Raw genomic sequence first — 15116 nt, forward strand, 5'->3', positions numbered from 1 at the left:
TAAATTTTATGATATTGACGGATAATTTTCATTGTGACACCGTGCCCGCCCCTGTATTGGATGGGACAATGGACCTGCGCACACGTATCGAAACGAAATCCCAGGAATTCACGGCCAATGAGCGCAAGCTGGCGGCCGCCCTTCTTGCCGACTATCCGTTCGCCGGTCTCGAATCCATCCAGTCCTTCGCCGAGAAGACCTATACTTCCGCGCCGACGATCACCCGGTTCGTGCAGAAACTGGGCTACGGCGGTTACCAGGAGTTTCAAAGGCTGCTGATCGGCGAGTTGAAGGAAGGACAGCAGTCTCCGATCGAACTGCGCCGGAGGACCGAACCGATCGGCAGCGGTTTCCTCGACAGTTTCCTCAAGCGCACCTCGAACATTATCGAGCAGGTCGCCGAAATCGTGACGGAAGAGCAGTTCAACCGCATCTGCGCATTGCTGGCCGACAACCGGCGTGCCGTCTATCTCATCGGCGGCCGGATATCCGATCCGATCGCCCAGCTCCTGGCCCGTCACCTCAGGCAGATCCGGCGCGACGTCTATCACGTGCCGCCGGATCCGGAGGTGTGGCCCGAATACCTCTTGCGCATGCGCTCCCAGGACGTGCTGTTCATGGTCGACTTTCGCCGCTACGAGCAGCGCATGACCAGCCTTGCCGAGATGGCGACACGGCAGCGCGGATCGCAGATCCTGCTGGTCACGGACAAATGGCTCTCGCCGATCTCGAAATTCGCAGCTGAGGTCCTGCCCATGCCGATCGAGAGCGGAACCGCCTGGGACTCCTACTGCGGCGCCGTCGCCGTGGTCGAGGCCATGATCGCGCATGTCGCCGAACAGGACTGGGACGCGACCAAAAAGCGGATCGGCGACTGGGACGGTTTCAGACCCGATACGGTCCCTGACGACGAGGAATCGTAACGGATCCGATTCGGTTTGTGCCCGATTGCCCGGCGCGCAGCCTGGCGCCGTCAGTCAAAGGGATCGAGTTCGGACTGCGCCTTCCTGGTGAGGCTGCCGCGGACAATCCTGTAGGAATTTTCAAGCCGGTATTGCAGCTCGTCCTCGTCGGTCTCCCACGGCAGATTGACCCAGGAGCGGTGGAAGTACGGCGCCTTCACGCCGACCCCCGCGTCGATCAGCATCTGCGCGGTCTCGATACTGTCGGTCTTGACCGACACGCCGGGCGTGACGGCGCCGATGCAGGCGAACATCTTGCCGCCGACCTTCCAGGCGTCGTGGCCGCCGCCCCAGGGATCGGAGACCTCGGCCCCCGGGAAGCGCCCGCAGATATCATTGATCCGTTCCCGGCCCGTCACGGCGATCCCCTCATCGGCGCGCTCAACCGCCTCCCTTGACGTGGTAGGTGAAGACGGCGTCGATGGCGTGCTTGAGTTCCTCGCGCACGCCGGCCGAGGCCGCCAGGATCTCGTCGGCTTTGAAGAAATCGAGCACCCGGAACCGGTTCACGTCGGGACGCAGGAAGATGTCGGGCCGGCCGGATTTCAGCTTCATGCTGATGATCGACTGCATCATCAGCTGGCTGGCGCCGAACATCAGGTCCATCGTCGAGGGCCGCTCGCCGTCGTCGCCGCTCGGACCGCCCACCACATCGATGCCGATGACGATGTCCGCAAGGCCGGTGAGATAATCGAAGGGCACCGGATTGCAGATGCCGCCGTCGATCATGTACCGGCCGTCGCAAAGCACGGGGCGGAAGAGCGCCGGGATCGCCGCCGAGGCAGCCACCGCATTGATCAGGTCGCCGCTGGTGCGGACCGCTTCCTGCTGTGCATAGAAATCCGTCACCACGATCTGCGTCGGAATCTGCAGCTGATCGAAGGTCGTCGGGAAGTTCCGCGGCAGGAAGGCGGCCAGGATGCGTTCGATGTTGAACTGGCCGAGGCGAAACCCGCCCGACATGACCTCGCCCATGCTGTAGGGGCGCGCCCGCCAGATGCGGCTGACCACCTCGCTGCGCCTGCCCAGCGCGTGCAGCGCGTGCGCGCGAACCTCGCGGCCGCTCATGCCGGCGGCCATCGCCGTGCCCATGATCGCGCCGATCGAGGCGCCGGTGATGGCGACCGGGCGAATGCCCAGTTCGTCGAGCACCTCGATGATGTGGATATGCGCAACGCCGCGCGCGCCGCCGCCGCCGAATGCGACCGCGACGGTCGGATCACCCGATGAATTGCTGTGCCCGTGATGTTCGCTGCCTATCAGCACATCGTTACGCATGACGATCCTAACTGCCACCGTTGCGGCGGAAGCCCAGTCCGGCGGCCGACTTGCCCAATGTGACGCGCCTTCCGGCGAACTTCAAGGCCCGTCGGGCGGCATAAGGTCAATCGTGCTTAACGGCCGGATTGTAGCGGAAGAAACGGACTGCGGTGTCGCCGAATGAACGGGTTTCGAGCAGATTGAATTCGTCACCCGGCCGCGGCTCGGTGCCGGCGCGTTCCTCGAGCAGCACAAGCGCACCCGGCCGCAGCCAGCCGCCGACGGCAGCGGCGGCGAGTGCCCGTTCGCCGAGGCCCCTGCCGTAGGGCGGATCGGCGAAGACAAGGTCAAACGGCTCGAGCGTTCCGATCTCGCCGAGCATCGCGGCATCGCGCCGATACACTTTCGAGCGGCCCTGAACCCCGAGCTTTTCGATGTTGGCGCGCAGGAGCCCCCTTCCTTCCGCGGATTTTTCGACAAACAGGCTGAACCGGGCGCCACGCGAGAGCGCTTCAAGTCCCAGGGCGCCGGTGCCGGCAAAGAGATCGAGAACGCGTTTGTCCTCGATTGCCTTCGCGTGGGCGTGTGCGAGGATATTGAAGAGCGCTTCGCGCGTGCGGTCGGTCGTCGGCCGGATCGACTGCGAACGCGGCCCGGCGAGCGAGCGCCCCTTGAAGCTACCGCCGACGATCCGCATTTCGGGACCGGCCGGTGCCGGCTTTGCCTGCGCGTTTCGCGCCATCCCTGGCTTTCGCGCCCTGTGCCGCAGGTTTTTGAGTCGATTTCTTCGACGAGACCGGACGTGCACCAGGCGCCATCCACACATTCGAGGACCGGTTCCTGTTCACCGGTTTCTTCTTGGCGGGCGCCGCCTGAGGCCTCGATGTGTCGAGCCGGCCGAGATCGCGGTCGCGCTTCTCCTCGCGGCTGAGCTTCTTGCCGGACGCCGCCGGCTTGCCCGCCTTTGCCGCCTTTTTTGCAGCGGCCTTCTTCTTGTCGTCCGCGGACGCGTCATTGAGAAGCGGTGCCTCGAAATTGGCGCCGGCCTTTTCAATCAGCCGCGGCCCCAGCTGTTCGCGCAGCGTGCGGCTCCTGACCTCCTGAACCGCGCCTTCCTTCAGGCTGGCGAGCTGAAACGGGCCATAGGAAATACGGATCAGGCGGTTGACCTCGAGCCCGAGCGCCCCGAGCACGTTCTTGATTTCCCGGTTCTTGCCCTCGCGGAATCCCATGGTCAGCCAGACATTCGAGCCCTGCGTCCGGTCGAGCGTGGCCTCGATGGCGCCGTAAAGAACGCCATCCACGGCGATGCCGTCCTGCAGCCGGTCGAGCGCGGCCTGGTCGGTCTTGCCGTGGGCGCGCACCCGGTAGCGGCGCAGCCAGCCGGTGGACGGAAGCTCCAGTTCACGCGCCAGGCCGCCGTCATTGGTAAGGAGCAGCAACCCTTCGGTATTGATGTCGAGTCGGCCGACCGACACCACATGCGGCTGATCGATCGGCAGGTTGTCGAAGACGGTCGGCCGGTCTTCCGGATCCTTGTGAGTGGTCACCAGGCCTGCCGGCTTGTGGTAGAGCCACAGGCGGGTGCGCTCGATGGCCCGCATCGGTTCGCCGTCGATCTCGATCCGGTCCGACATCGTCACGTTGATGGCGGGAGACTGGAGCGGCTTGCCGTTCAGCCGCACCCGCCCCTCGACAATCATGCGCTCGGCTTCGCGCCGCGATGCCACACCGGCACGCGCCATCAGTTTGGCGATGCGCTCGGGCGCCGGCTCGACCGCGCCCGCATCGCCGGCGGCGGCGCCTGTTCCGCGATTGTCGGCTGCGCGCCTGCGGTCGCGGCTTCCTGTGTCCGCCCGCCGGGACTTGCCACGCGTGTTCATATGGTGTTTGCCTTTCCAAATCCGCGGAGCCCTTGGCCCTGCGGCGCATCAGTTGCGGCCAGCCTTACCAGTTTGCGCTCGCCGGGTTAATAGCAAAGGAGCCGGCCAGGCCAATGAAACGACGCTTCATGGATGTCGCCCTCGAGGAGGCCAGCTCCGCCGGCGCGCGCGGCGAGGTGCCGGTGGGCGCCGTCATCGTCTGCGACGGCAAGATCCTGGCCAGGAACGGCAACCGGACCCGTGCGCTTCACGATGTCACCGCCCATGCGGAGATCGTCGTCATCCGGGAAGCGGCAACCGCGTTTGAAAGCGAAAGGCTGACCGAATGCGATCTTTACGTGACGCTCGAGCCGTGCGCCATGTGCGCGGCGGCGATCTCCTTCGCGCGCATTCGCAGGCTGTATTTCGGCGCCGAGGACATCAAGGGCGGCGCGGTGGTCAACGGCCCGCGGTTTTTTGATCAGCCGACCTGCCATCATGCGCCCGAAGTCTACTCCGGCATTGGCGAAAGCGAGGCGTCGAAATTGCTGGTGCAATTCTTCCAGCAAAAACGATTGTAGGTCAGAAACGGTTTCGCCCGGCGGAGCCGGGCGATTCAGCGGTTCGGAAGAGCCGTCCGGTCAGAACGGCCAGAGATTTCCGATTTTCCAGCCTTTTTCCTTTTGAGCGGCCCGCTTGCGCGCGCGCTCCTTCTTGTATTCGGGCTCGCCGAGATCATCGACAGGCGCAGTCTCCGCGGGCTGGCGGTACTCGACCGGCGGATCGCTGAGGAACCGGCGGCCGGAATAAGTTCCCTTCTGCAATGCCTTTGCCTGGCGGAACTGTTCGCGCTGCTCTGCCGTTACAGCGCCACTGCCGGTGGCCAGCGGCGAGCGGTAGCTGCCGCGCGCATCTTCCGCTTCCTGACGCAAGCGCTGGCGGGTTTCTTCAGGCGACTCCGGCCATTGCGGATTGTCCTTTGATGCCAGGCTCGTCTGCGGCGCCGGCAACGCTGTTCCGCCCTCTTCGGGCGGTTTGACGATTGCCGGTCGCGGAGCATAGGCGACCTCGCTGTTCCGTTTGGGCGGCTTGATCGAGACGATGTTCGACAAATCGTCGATCAACTGCGCGTTCGCCGTCTTGTCCGTGCCATATGTCGGGCTGCTGATGCAGCCCGACAGCAGGAACGATGCCGCGATGGCGCCCGCCACGGTGCACCCAGTGCGAATCCCGGTTGCTCTGTTCATTCGGTATGTCCCATTCGAAGCCGGATCTTCCATGCGGAACAAATCCGGCCATTTCTTGACAGCCCTTTTAGCGCAAAAGCTCAATTCCGGCAATTCAAGGTGTGTCACAACCTGCCTAACTGCTTCAATTCGTGGAGCGCTTCGGCATCGCGGGCCGAGACGTCGGGAAACGCCGGATCGGCGCCGATATCATCGGTTATCCGCCAGGAACGGGCGCATTTGCGGCCTTTCGCGAGCGCCGGCACAACACCGACACCGGAAACATCGTCCAGTCGGAACGCGTCCGCGGGTCCGTCGGTGCCCGATAGCTCGATGCCCGAAGTGATGCATATTTCGGCGAAATCCTGGCCATCGAGCGCAACAAGCAGATCCTCGTCGGTGATGTGGACGATCGGCGCTGCCTCAAGCGAAGAGCCGATTCGCTTCTCGCGGCGCTCGATCTCCAGCGCGCCGGTGACCACCCGCCTGACGGTGCGGATTTTTTTCCATTTCGCATTCAGGGCATCGTTGCGCCGGGATTGCGGGATCTCCGGAAACTGCTCAAGATGCACGGACGTTGCCTGCGGGTAGCGCTGCAGCCAGGCCTCCTCCATGGTAAAGGGCAGCATCGGCGCCAGCCAGCAGGACAGGCAATCGAAAATCGTCCGCACGACCTCGAGGGCCGCCTTGCGCCGCTGGCTGGACGGCGCGTCGCAGTAGAGCGCATCCTTGCGGATGTCGAAATAGAAGGCCGACAATTCGACGTTCGAAAAATCGATCAGCGCGCGGGTGATCCGCTTAAAGTCGAAATCGTCGTATCCTTTACGCACAAGCTCGTCGAGTTCGACCAGCCGGTGAAGCATCAGCCGCTCGAGCTCGGGCATCGCCGCATGGTCGACGGATTCGCCCTCGTCGTGGGACAGCGTTCCGAGCATCCAGCGGATGGTGTTGCGCAGCTTGCGGTAGGCGTCGATATTGGTCTGGATGTTGGTGCGGCCGAGTCGCTGGTCCTCCCAGTAGTCCGTCGTCATTGCCCACAGGCGCAGGATGTCCGCACCGGACTGCGCCATCACCTCCTGGGGCGTGACGGTGTTGCCCTTGGACTTCGACATCTTCTCGCCCTTTTCATCCATGGTGAAGCCATGGGTGATGACCGTGTCATAGGGTGCCCTGCCGCGCGTCGCGCAGCTTTCCAGAAGCGAGGAGTGGAACCAGCCGCGGTGCTGGTCGGAGCCTTCGAGATAGACATCCGCCGGCCATTTGAGGTCGTCGCGATCCTCCAGCGTGAATGTGTGCGTGCTGCCGGAATCGAACCAGACATCGAGGATGTCGGTCACCTGGCTCCAGCGATCGAGATCGTTGCGGCCCTCCAGGAAACGTTCCTTCGCTCCCTCGGCGAACCAGGCATCGGCGCCTTCCTTTTCGAAGGCCTCGACGATGCGCGCATTGACCGTTTCGTCAACCAGGACCTCGCCGTCGGCATCGACGAAAACGCTGATCGGCACGCCCCAGGCACGCTGGCGCGACAGAACCCAGTCCGGCCGCGTCTCGATCATCGAACGCAGGCGCTTCTGCCCGGCAAACGGTACGAAGCGGGTCTCGTCGATGGCGGCCAGCGCCCGCGAACGCAGCGTGGTGCCGTCCTCGAAGGGCTTGTCCATATAGACGAACCACTGCGGGGTGTTGCGGAAGATGATCGGCTTTTTCGAGCGCCAGGAGTGCGGATAGGTGTGCTTCAGCCTGCCGCGGGCGAATAGGCGGTCGGCCTCGATGAGGGCGGCGATCACGCGCTTGTTGGCATCGCCCTTCTTGCCCTTGTCGTCGAGGACGCGGGCGGCGCCCTCCGAACTCGACGGGCCGAAACCCGGCGCATGGTCGGTGAAGAACCCGTCATCGCCGACCGTGAAGGGGATCGACGGGTCGATGCCGCGGCCTTCCAGCGCGCGGGCGTGGTCCATCCAGGCCTCGAAGTCCTCGCGGCCATGGCCGGGCGCGGTGTGCACAAATCCCGTGCCGGCGTCGTCGGTGACGTGATCACCGTCGATCATCGGCACATCGAAATCGTAGCCGATCGCCACCAGGGGATGGCCGCAGTGCATATCGCGGAAGTCCTCCGCGGAGACATCGGCCAGGCGCTGCATGGTCACCTTGGCCTTGTCGGCGGATTCCTGCGCGAGACTGTCGGCGAAGATCACCTTCTCGCCGGCCTGCGGGCCAAAGTCGTTTTCGGCCGCCGTGACTTCGTAGAGCCCGTATGCGATGCGCGAGGAAAAGGAGATGGCGCGGTTGCCGGGAATGGTCCAGGGCGTCGTGGTCCAGATCACCACGGAGGCGCCGATCAGCGCGTCCGGGCCCGCAAGCACCGGAAACTTCACCCAGATCGTGTCGCTTTCGTAGTCGTGATACTCAACCTCGGCCTCGGCCAGCGCCGTGCGTTCGACGACCGACCACATGACCGGTTTCGAGCCGCGATAGAGCTGACCGAGCCTGGCGATCTTCATCAGTTCGCCGGCGATCCGCGCCTCCGCGTGGTAATTCATCGTCGTATAGGGCCGGTCGAAGTCGCCCTCGACGCCGAGGCGCTTGAATTCCTCGGTCTGAACGTCGATCCAGTGGGCGGCGAATTCACGGCATTCCCTGCGGAACTCATTGACAGGGACCTCGTCCTTGTCCTTGCCCTTGGCGCGATACTGCTCCTCGATCTTCCACTCGATGGGAAGGCCGTGGCAGTCCCAGCCGGGAACGTAATTGCTGTCATAGCCGCGCATCTGGAACGAGCGCGTGATGACGTCCTTGAGGATCTTGTTGAGGGCGTGGCCGATGTGGATGTTGCCGTTGGCATAGGGCGGGCCGTCGTGCAGCACGAATTTCGGGCGGCCGCTGGCCGCTTCGCGCAACCGCTTGTAGAGGTTCATGTTCTGCCAGCGGGCAACGATCTCCGGCTCCTTCTTCGGCAGGCCGGCGCGCATCGGGAATTCCGTGCTGGGCAGGTTAAGTGTTTTCGAATAGTCGAATTTCTCGGTTGTTTCGGTCATTGTTCAATCGTGTCTTCGGCTTGCGCCCCGCCCCGTTCACCGGGCCCATCGGGCGCTTTCGCGTGTCGTAAATTCCACTGGGAGTTCCGCGCAACCGGCGCGGCCGCATACTGCCCCGGACTTCCCACGTGCCGGCGACGGCATTAGTCAGGAAGCCGGGCCAATAATTCGTACTGCAGTTCCGAAACCGTATCTGGCCAGCATAACGGCTTGCTTCTATCAATGCCGGCGGCCGGAATAAAGGGTTTTCTCAATAAACCGTCCGGTCGAGCTTTTCGAAGATGTTGCGGCGCATGAACCGGGTCGTGAGGCCGGGGGCGAGAAAACCCGCCACGCGGCCGATACGGGCCTGCGGTCCGGGGTAAAGCACCCGCCGCCGGCGGTGCGCCGCGCGGATGATCCTGCGTGCAAGCTCCGGCGGCTCCATGCGGCGCTCGGCACGCGCGCCGGGCGGCGCGTGACGCTCCGCGTGGCCGGTGCGCAGCGGCCCCGGAAAGACGGTCATGACGTGAATGCCGCGTCGCCTCATCTCCGCCCGGATGCTCTTTGCGTAGACGGCCAGCGCATCCTTGGAGGCGGCATAGACCGCGCCGCCGGGATATCCGGTCGCGTGGGACAGGGAAGAAATGAAAACGAGGTGCGCGCCCCTCGCCAATGAACCCGCGCGTAGCAGCGCCGCGGTCATCACCATCGGTGTTTCGGCGTTGAGCGTCAAAAGCCGCCGGTAGGCTTCCTCCGGGATCTGTTCGAACGGCCCCGTCGCGCTGATACCGGCGTTGTGAACGACGAAATCGTAGGGACCGGCCGCGACTATCCGCGGCAACAGCGCGTCGACACTGGCACGGTCGGAGAGGTCCGCGACAAGCGGAGCGATCTTTTCGCCGCCCGACAGCGCATCGCGGTCGATCGCGACGACGGAACCGCCGTCGGACACAAGCGAATTTGTCAGCGCCGATCCGAGGCCGGCGGCCGCCCCTGTGACCAGCGCCTTCATGATGCTTTCCCCGACAGCAGCCGGCGCAGTCGGGCGCCGATCATGACCGTGGCCCGCGGCCTGTCCGTTTCCATCAGCCGGGCGATCTCGTCGGCCATGGCGTCGGCGGGGAAAAACAGCCGCTCCAGCCTGCCGGGGACGTAGCCCGCCTTTTCATGCATCGGCGTGCGTGTCGGACCCGGATGGATGATCTGCACGCCGATCCGCCCGCTCCATTCCGCGCGCAGGGACCGGGCAAGGCCCGCCAGACCCGCCTTGGAGGCGGCGTAGGCCGGCATGTTGCCCGATCCTTTGTATGCGACGGAACCGATCAATACGAGCCTGCCGCCGCCGGCCTCCAGAAAAGGCGCCAGGCGGTGCGCCAACAGCACCGAGGCGGCCAGATTGACATCCAGGGTGCGGCGGATCATCGCCGCGTCTTCTGCGCCCACCGCTGCATAGGTCCCGGTGCCGGCATTGAGGACAAGTTTCGACAGCGCGCCGACGTCCGCCTGGCGCAGCGCCGCTTCAATCCTGTCCGCCGCCTCGCCCGGCATCGACAGGTCTGCCTTGATGAAACCGGCGTCCTTGGGCAAACCGGTTCGCTCGCCGCGCCCGGTCAGAAAAAGATCGTGCGTGCCGGCAAGACGATGCGCCAGGGCCAGCCCGATGCCGGACGTTCCGCCGGTGATCAGTGCTGTCGGCAGGCCACTCATTGCAAATCAGCCGAATGCCACGACCTGATCGAGCGTCGATAGCGGCCGTATCGCCTGCAGGGCGGCCCGTGCCTCGCCCGCATCGCGCTTCATCTGCTCGGCCAGCGGATCGAGACCGTCGAATTTGACCTCGTCGCGCAGGTGCGAAATGAACGCGACCGAACAGGGCTCGTCGTAAAGATCGCCCTCGAAATCGAAGATGTAGGTTTCGAGAAGCGGCCCACCCTCATTGTCGACGGTCGGCCGGTAACCGAAGCTCGCCACCCCGTCGCGATGCGATCCGTGTTCGCGGCCGAACCGCACGGCGTAGATGCCGGTGCGCAGTCCGGCCTCCGCCGGCAGCGCCATGTTGGCGGTGGGAAATCCAAGCGTGCGGCCAAGCTGCTTGCCCTTAAGCACCGTGGCCTCGACCGTGTAGTGGTAGCCCAGCAGCCCCGCCGCCTGCACCACGTCGCCCTCGCGCAGGCAGGCGCGTATGCGGCTGGAGGAGACCAGTTCGGCGTTCTCATCCCGATAGGGTTCGACGACCGTCACGCCGAAACCGCGCCGTTCTCCAGCGGCGCTCAGGAATTCGGGGCTGCCCTGTCTCTGGCGGCCGAAGTGGAAATTGAAACCGGTGACGACGTGGCGGATAGCCAGCCCCTCGACGAGCACCTCGTCGACAAAGGTCTCGGCGGTCTTCTGGGCAAATTCGCGGGTGAAGGGCAGCTCGATGACGGCGGAGAAGCCCATGGCGGCGGCAAGCCGCGCCTTGAGGGGCGCGGGCGTCAGCCTGAAGACGGGCGCCTCCGGCTTGAACACCGTGCGCGGGTGCGGCTCGAAGGTCAGCAGGACAGCCGGCACCGAATGATTGGCCGCCTCGTCGAGCGCCTCCTGGAGCACCGCCTGGTGACCCCGGTGCACGCCGTCGAAATTGCCGATCGCCACAACACAGCCGCGCAGGTTCGCCGGAATCTCGGCCAGCGCTTCGATGCGCAAGATCGGTGCGGTATTCGCGGACATCGGTCTACCTCAAACGCTGCATCCAGCGGATCGGCCGGGCACCGTGATCTTCAAGGAACGCCAGGAGCTTTTGCTCGTCAACCACCGCGCCGTCCGTATAGTCGCGCGCGTGGATGCCGTCCGAAATGTAAAGCAGATCGAGACCGAAGTCCTGCGCGCCCTTCACGTCGGTCGGCATTCCGTCGCCGATGGCGAGGATACGGGACTTGTCGACACCCGGCCGCAATTCGCGCGCGGCCGCCAACGCGGCTTCGTAAATCGGCGCGTGCGGCTTGCCGGAAATCTTCGTCTGCCCGCCCATGTCCCGGTAGAGTGCGGCCAGCGAGCCGGCGCAGGGAATCAGCCGCTCGCCCCTTTCAACCACGAGATCGGGGTTGGCGCATATGAACGGCAGGTCCCGCGCCTTGAAGTCGCGCAGGATCGATGCGTACTGGTCCGGCGTCTCGCTCTCGTCGTCGTAAAGGCCGGTGCAGACAACCGCGCCGGCATCGTCCAGGCCGGTCACGTTGACATCCAGACCATCAAGCAGCGGAAAGTCGCGGTCCGGGCCGATGAAATAGATGTTGTCGGAACCCGCCGAGATCAGGTCCCGCGTGACATCGCCGGAGGTGACAATGCGGTCATAGGCCTGCGGGTCGACACCGATATGGTCGAGCTGCTCCTTGACGCCCGTCCTGCGGCGCGGCGAATTGGTCAGCAGCACGACCGCGCCGCCTCCGCGCCGAAATGTGCTCAACGCCTCGCCGGCAAAGGGCCGCGCCTCCACGCCGTTGTGCAACACCCCCCACACGTCGCAAAATATCGCGTCGTAGTCGGCGTTCAGGTCGGCAAGGCGCTCAAGTCTGTCGGGCATTGTGGTCCAGGACGTTTCCGGGGTGGCTCTGAGCGAGACATTGACCATTGGCGGCAAGATTACAAGCCCCATTGATGGTGGCCGCACATCTTGATTTCCCGTCCGCCGCATATTAGGTGCCGGCTGACGGGTCTGTTCCCACATCCGTTAACGAAGCCGGACATGCTGTCTTAAATTTCGGCAATATTTCTTGACTCCATGACCGTTGATCACTAAGTCGTGCCTCGATTAGCACTCGCCCTCTGTGAGTGCTAGTAGTCAATTGACCGGACGCCCGTCCGGTCCTGTCATTTGATCGAGGGTATAGACAATGGCAAATGTCAATTTCCGTCCACTGCATGACCGCGTTGTTGTGCGCCGCGTCGATTCTGAAGAAAAAACGGCCGGCGGCATCATCATTCCCGACACCGCCAAGGAAAAGCCGTCCGAGGGCGAAGTCGTCGCCGTCGGCACCGGCGCACGTGACGACAGCGGCAACGTAGTTGCCATGGACGTCAAGGCCGGCGACCGCATCCTGTTTGGAAAATGGTCCGGCACCGAAGTCAAGCTCAATGGCGAAGACCTTCTTATCATGAAGGAATCCGACATCATGGGCATCATCGGATAATCCGAACCGTTCCAATCCAGAATCCCCATTAAAGCGTACGGGCTTATCGCCCAGAAATGAGGAAACATGTCCGCTAAAGAAGTAAAATTCAGCCGCGACGCACGTGAGAAGATGCTCCGTGGCGTCGATGTACTGGCCGACGCCGTGAAGGTGACACTCGGCCCCAAGGGCCGCAACGTCGTCATCGACAAGTCGTTCGGCGCACCGCGCATCACCAAGGACGGCGTGACCGTCGCCAAGGAAATCGAACTGGAAGACAAGTTCGAGAACATGGGCGCACAGATGGTGCGCGAGGTCGCATCCAAGACCAATGACGAAGCCGGCGACGGCACCACGACGGCAACCGTCCTGGCCCAGTCGATCGTCCGCGAAGGCGCCAAGGCCGTTGCGGCCGGCATGAACCCGATGGACCTGAAGCGCGGTATCGACCTTGCTGTCAATGACGTCGTCGCTGAGCTCCTGAAGAACGCCAAGCCGATCAAGACCTCCGAGGAAGTCGCCCAGGTCGGCACGATTTCCGCCAACGGCGAAACCGTCATCGGCGACGACATTGCAGAAGCCATGCAGAAGGTCGGCAACGAGGGCGTCATCACGGTTGAAGAAGCCAAGACCGCCGAATCGGAACTGGAAGTCGTTGAAGGCATGCAGTTCGACCGCGGCTACCTGTCGCCCTACTTCGTGACCAATCCGGAAAAGATGGTCGCCGAGCTGGAAGACTGCTACATCCTGCTGCACGAGAAGAAGCTCTCCAACCTGCAGGCCATGCTGCCGGTCCTGGAATCGATCGTCCAGTCGTCCAAGCCGCTGCTGATCATCGCCGAGGATGTCGAAGGCGAAGCCCTGGCAACCCTCGTCGTCAACAAGCTGCGCGGCGGCCTGAAAATCGCAGCCGTCAAGGCACCGGGCTTCGGCGACCGCCGCAAGGCCATGCTCGAAGACATCGCCATCCTGACCGGTGGCCAGGTCATCTCCGAAGACGTCGGCATCAAGCTCGAGAATGTTACCCTCGACATGCTCGGCAACGCCAAGCGCGTTTCCATCACCAAGGAAAACACCACCATTGTTGATGGCGCCGGCCAGAAGGCCGAGATCGAAGGCCGCGTCGGCCAGATCAAGATGCAGATCGAGGAAACCACTTCCGATTACGACCGCGAAAAGCTGCAGGAGCGTCTTGCCAAGCTCGCCGGCGGTGTCGCCGTGATCCGCGTCGGCGGTGCGACCGAGGTCGAGGTGAAGGAAAAGAAAGACCGCGTCGATGACGCCCTCAACGCAACCCGTGCCGCCGTTCAGGAAGGCATCGTTGCAGGTGGCGGCGTTGCTCTGCTGAAGGCTTCCGGGCACCTGACCACCAAGGGTGCCAACGAAGACCAGGAAGCAGGCATCAACATCGTTCGCCGCGCCCTGCAGGCTCCTGCCCGCCAGATCGTTGCCAATGCCGGCGACGAAGCATCTGTGGTTGCCGGCAAGATCCTCGAGGACAAGAGCGACAACTTCGGCTACAACGCCCAGACCGGCGAATATGGCGACATGATCTCCATGGGTATCGTCGATCCGGTCAAGGTTGTTCGCACCGCCCTTCAGGACGCAGCCTCGGTTGCCGGCCTGCTGGTCACCACCGAAGCCATGGTTGCCGAAGTTCCGCAGAAAGAAGCTGCGGCACCGGCCATGCCCGGCGGCGGCATGGGCGGCATGGGCGGCATGGACTTCTAAGGTCCGCTCATCCAGACACGAAAAGGCGGCCCCCGGGCCGCCTTTTTTATTGCAGGGTTTTCCCGTCGGCTAAGGACGCTCGGGGATGGTCAGCCCCTTCACGGTCGCCGGACGTTCAAGGCACCGCTCGAGCCAGCCGGTGACGTTGGTGAACCCGTCAAGCCCGACCGCATCGCCGGCCTCGTAGAAATCGCGCACGGTGCGCACCCACGGAAAGGTTGCGATATCGGCGATGGTGTAGTCATCGCCCATGATCCACGTGCGGCCTTCGAGGCGCTGATCGAGCACGCCGAGCAGGCGGTTCGTCTCGTTCTGGTAGCGCTCCGTCGGATAGGGATCGGAGATCTTGTCGGCGGCGAATTTGTAGAAGTGCCCGTATTGACCGAACATCGGGCCGACACTCGCCATCTGGAAGAACAGCCACTGGATGCACTCGAGGCGGGCCGCCGGATCGGCGGGGATGAGCTTGCCCGTCTTTTCCGCGAGATAGAGCAGGATCGCACCGGATTCGAAGATACCGATCGGCAGACCGCCCGGACCGTCGGGATCGATGATGGCCGGGATCTTGCCGTTGGGGCTCAACGAAAGGAACTCCGGCGTTTTCTGATCATCTTCGCCGATATGCGCGAGATGCGCCTCGTAGGGCAAACCCAGTTCCTCGAGCGCGATGGATATCTTGACGCCGTTCGGTGTCGGAAAGGAATAGAGCTGGATCTTGCTGTCGTCGCTCGGCTTCCAGCGCCCGGCAATCGGGAAGGATTTCAGTGCAGTCATTAGCGGAATTCCGTGTGTTGATGTCACCTTTTGCAAAAAGGTGCTCCGTATGCGGAGTTTAACGACAGGTTCCCCACATCTGCATAGTCATCAATTATTGAACAATCTGTTGCCGATTGTTCAGCTATCAATGTCG

14 protein-coding genes and 1 pseudogene are annotated in these 15116 nt (G+C 63.5%); 4 read left to right on the forward strand and 11 right to left on the reverse strand.

Going from position 1 to position 15116, the window contains the following annotated elements; genetic code table 11:
• Nucleotides 1-68 precede the first annotated feature (68 nt).
• Nucleotides 69-923, forward strand: coding sequence for a MurR/RpiR family transcriptional regulator (locus tag E4M07_RS17050; protein WP_136659571.1), 855 nt, complete (start codon nt 69-71; stop codon nt 921-923).
• Nucleotides 924-973: 50 nt separating this feature from the next.
• Here the strand turns inward: E4M07_RS17050 and E4M07_RS17055 are convergent, their stop codons facing one another.
• The 4 genes and pseudogenes from E4M07_RS17055 to E4M07_RS17070 all read right to left on the reverse strand — a co-directional run.
• Nucleotides 974-1321 (reverse strand): MmcQ/YjbR family DNA-binding protein, encoded by a 348-nt coding sequence (locus E4M07_RS17055; protein WP_136659572.1) that lies wholly within the window; start codon nt 1319-1321, stop codon nt 974-976.
• Nucleotides 1322-1343: 22 nt separating this feature from the next.
• A complete protein-coding gene (locus tag E4M07_RS17060; protein WP_136659573.1) occupies nt 1344-2240 on the reverse strand; it encodes a patatin-like phospholipase family protein in 897 nt (298 codons plus the stop codon).
• Nucleotides 2241-2346: 106 nt separating this feature from the next.
• Complete coding sequence (rsmD, locus tag E4M07_RS17065; protein ID WP_136659641.1) at nt 2347-2919, reverse strand: 16S rRNA (guanine(966)-N(2))-methyltransferase RsmD; 573 nt, start codon at nt 2917-2919, stop codon at nt 2347-2349.
• 100 nt (nt 2920-3019) lie between these two features.
• A pseudogene (locus tag E4M07_RS17070) lies at nt 3020-4105 on the reverse strand (pseudouridine synthase); the annotation flags it as partial.
• A gap of 113 nt (nt 4106-4218) precedes the next feature.
• On the opposite strand from E4M07_RS17070, the gene E4M07_RS17075 reads away from it, so the two are divergent.
• The gene (locus E4M07_RS17075) at nt 4219-4665 is read left to right on the forward strand and encodes a nucleoside deaminase (RefSeq protein ID WP_136659575.1); all 447 of its coding nucleotides are present in this window, start codon (nt 4219-4221) and stop codon (nt 4663-4665) included.
• A gap of 60 nt (nt 4666-4725) precedes the next feature.
• Here E4M07_RS17075 and E4M07_RS17080 read toward each other — a convergent pair whose 3' ends face one another.
• The 6 genes from E4M07_RS17080 to E4M07_RS17105 all read right to left on the reverse strand — a co-directional run bounded on the left by E4M07_RS17080 (nt 4726) and on the right by E4M07_RS17105 (nt 11889).
• On the reverse strand, nt 4726-5331 hold the full coding sequence (locus E4M07_RS17080) for a hypothetical protein (RefSeq protein ID WP_169054261.1): 606 nt from the start codon (nt 5329-5331) through the stop codon (nt 4726-4728).
• Nucleotides 5332-5435: 104 nt separating this feature from the next.
• Entirely contained in the window at nt 5436-8345 is a 2910-nt protein-coding gene (gene ileS, locus E4M07_RS17085) for an isoleucine--tRNA ligase (RefSeq protein ID WP_136659576.1), read from the reverse strand.
• Between the two features lie 250 nt (nt 8346-8595).
• Entirely contained in the window at nt 8596-9339 is a 744-nt protein-coding gene (locus E4M07_RS17090) for an SDR family oxidoreductase (RefSeq protein WP_136659577.1), read from the reverse strand.
• Nucleotides 9336-10034, reverse strand: coding sequence for an SDR family oxidoreductase (locus E4M07_RS17095; RefSeq protein WP_136659578.1), 699 nt, complete (start codon nt 10032-10034; stop codon nt 9336-9338). Before E4M07_RS17095 ends, E4M07_RS17090 begins: the two co-directional genes overlap by 4 nt.
• Before the next feature lie 6 nt (nt 10035-10040).
• The gene (locus E4M07_RS17100; RefSeq protein ID WP_136659579.1) at nt 10041-11036 is read right to left on the reverse strand and encodes a bifunctional riboflavin kinase/FAD synthetase; all 996 of its coding nucleotides are present in this window, start codon (nt 11034-11036) and stop codon (nt 10041-10043) included.
• Between the two features lie 4 nt (nt 11037-11040).
• A complete protein-coding gene (locus tag E4M07_RS17105) occupies nt 11041-11889 on the reverse strand; it encodes a TIGR01459 family HAD-type hydrolase (protein WP_136659580.1) in 849 nt (282 codons plus the stop codon).
• A gap of 310 nt (nt 11890-12199) precedes the next feature.
• Between E4M07_RS17105 and groES the strand changes: the two genes are divergently transcribed.
• Nucleotides 12200-12496, forward strand: a complete 297-nt coding sequence (groES, locus tag E4M07_RS17110) for a co-chaperone GroES (RefSeq protein ID WP_136659581.1) — start codon at nt 12200-12202, stop codon at nt 12494-12496.
• Between the two features lie 66 nt (nt 12497-12562).
• Nucleotides 12563-14206, forward strand: coding sequence for a chaperonin GroEL (groL, locus tag E4M07_RS17115; RefSeq protein WP_136659582.1), 1644 nt, complete (start codon nt 12563-12565; stop codon nt 14204-14206).
• Between the two features lie 69 nt (nt 14207-14275).
• Here groL and E4M07_RS17120 read toward each other — a convergent pair whose 3' ends face one another.
• Nucleotides 14276-14980, reverse strand: a complete 705-nt coding sequence (locus E4M07_RS17120) for a glutathione binding-like protein (protein WP_136659583.1) — start codon at nt 14978-14980, stop codon at nt 14276-14278.
• Between the last annotated feature and the right edge of the window lie 136 nt (nt 14981-15116).

This window comes from Nitratireductor sp. XY-223, assembly GCF_004959855.1.
Taxonomy (GTDB): Bacteria; Pseudomonadota; Alphaproteobacteria; order Rhizobiales; family Rhizobiaceae; genus Hoeflea_A.

What these genes read in the sequence shown, in the direction of transcription:
- E4M07_RS17050 (WP_136659571.1), top strand. Translation starts at nt 69, where the DNA reads ATGGACCTGCGCACACGTATCGAAACGAAATCCCAGGAATTCACGGCC.
- E4M07_RS17060 (WP_136659573.1), bottom strand. Translation starts at nt 2,240, where the DNA reads ATGCGTAACGATGTGCTGATAGGCAGCGAACATCACGGGCACAGCAAT.
- rsmD (WP_136659641.1), bottom strand. Translation starts at nt 2,919, where the DNA reads ATGCGGATCGTCGGCGGTAGCTTCAAGGGGCGCTCGCTCGCCGGGCCG.
- E4M07_RS17075 (WP_136659575.1), top strand. Translation starts at nt 4,219, where the DNA reads ATGAAACGACGCTTCATGGATGTCGCCCTCGAGGAGGCCAGCTCCGCC.
- E4M07_RS17080 (WP_169054261.1), bottom strand. Translation starts at nt 5,331, where the DNA reads ATGAACAGAGCAACCGGGATTCGCACTGGGTGCACCGTGGCGGGCGCC.
- ileS (WP_136659576.1), bottom strand. Translation starts at nt 8,345, where the DNA reads ATGACCGAAACAACCGAGAAATTCGACTATTCGAAAACACTTAACCTG.
- E4M07_RS17090 (WP_136659577.1), bottom strand. Translation starts at nt 9,339, where the DNA reads ATGAAGGCGCTGGTCACAGGGGCGGCCGCCGGCCTCGGATCGGCGCTG.
- E4M07_RS17095 (WP_136659578.1), bottom strand. Translation starts at nt 10,034, where the DNA reads ATGAGTGGCCTGCCGACAGCACTGATCACCGGCGGAACGTCCGGCATC.
- E4M07_RS17100 (WP_136659579.1), bottom strand. Translation starts at nt 11,036, where the DNA reads ATGTCCGCGAATACCGCACCGATCTTGCGCATCGAAGCGCTGGCCGAG.
- E4M07_RS17105 (WP_136659580.1), bottom strand. Translation starts at nt 11,889, where the DNA reads ATGCCCGACAGACTTGAGCGCCTTGCCGACCTGAACGCCGACTACGAC.
- groES (WP_136659581.1), top strand. Translation starts at nt 12,200, where the DNA reads ATGGCAAATGTCAATTTCCGTCCACTGCATGACCGCGTTGTTGTGCGC.
- groL (WP_136659582.1), top strand. Translation starts at nt 12,563, where the DNA reads ATGTCCGCTAAAGAAGTAAAATTCAGCCGCGACGCACGTGAGAAGATG.
- E4M07_RS17120 (WP_136659583.1), bottom strand. Translation starts at nt 14,980, where the DNA reads ATGACTGCACTGAAATCCTTCCCGATTGCCGGGCGCTGGAAGCCGAGC.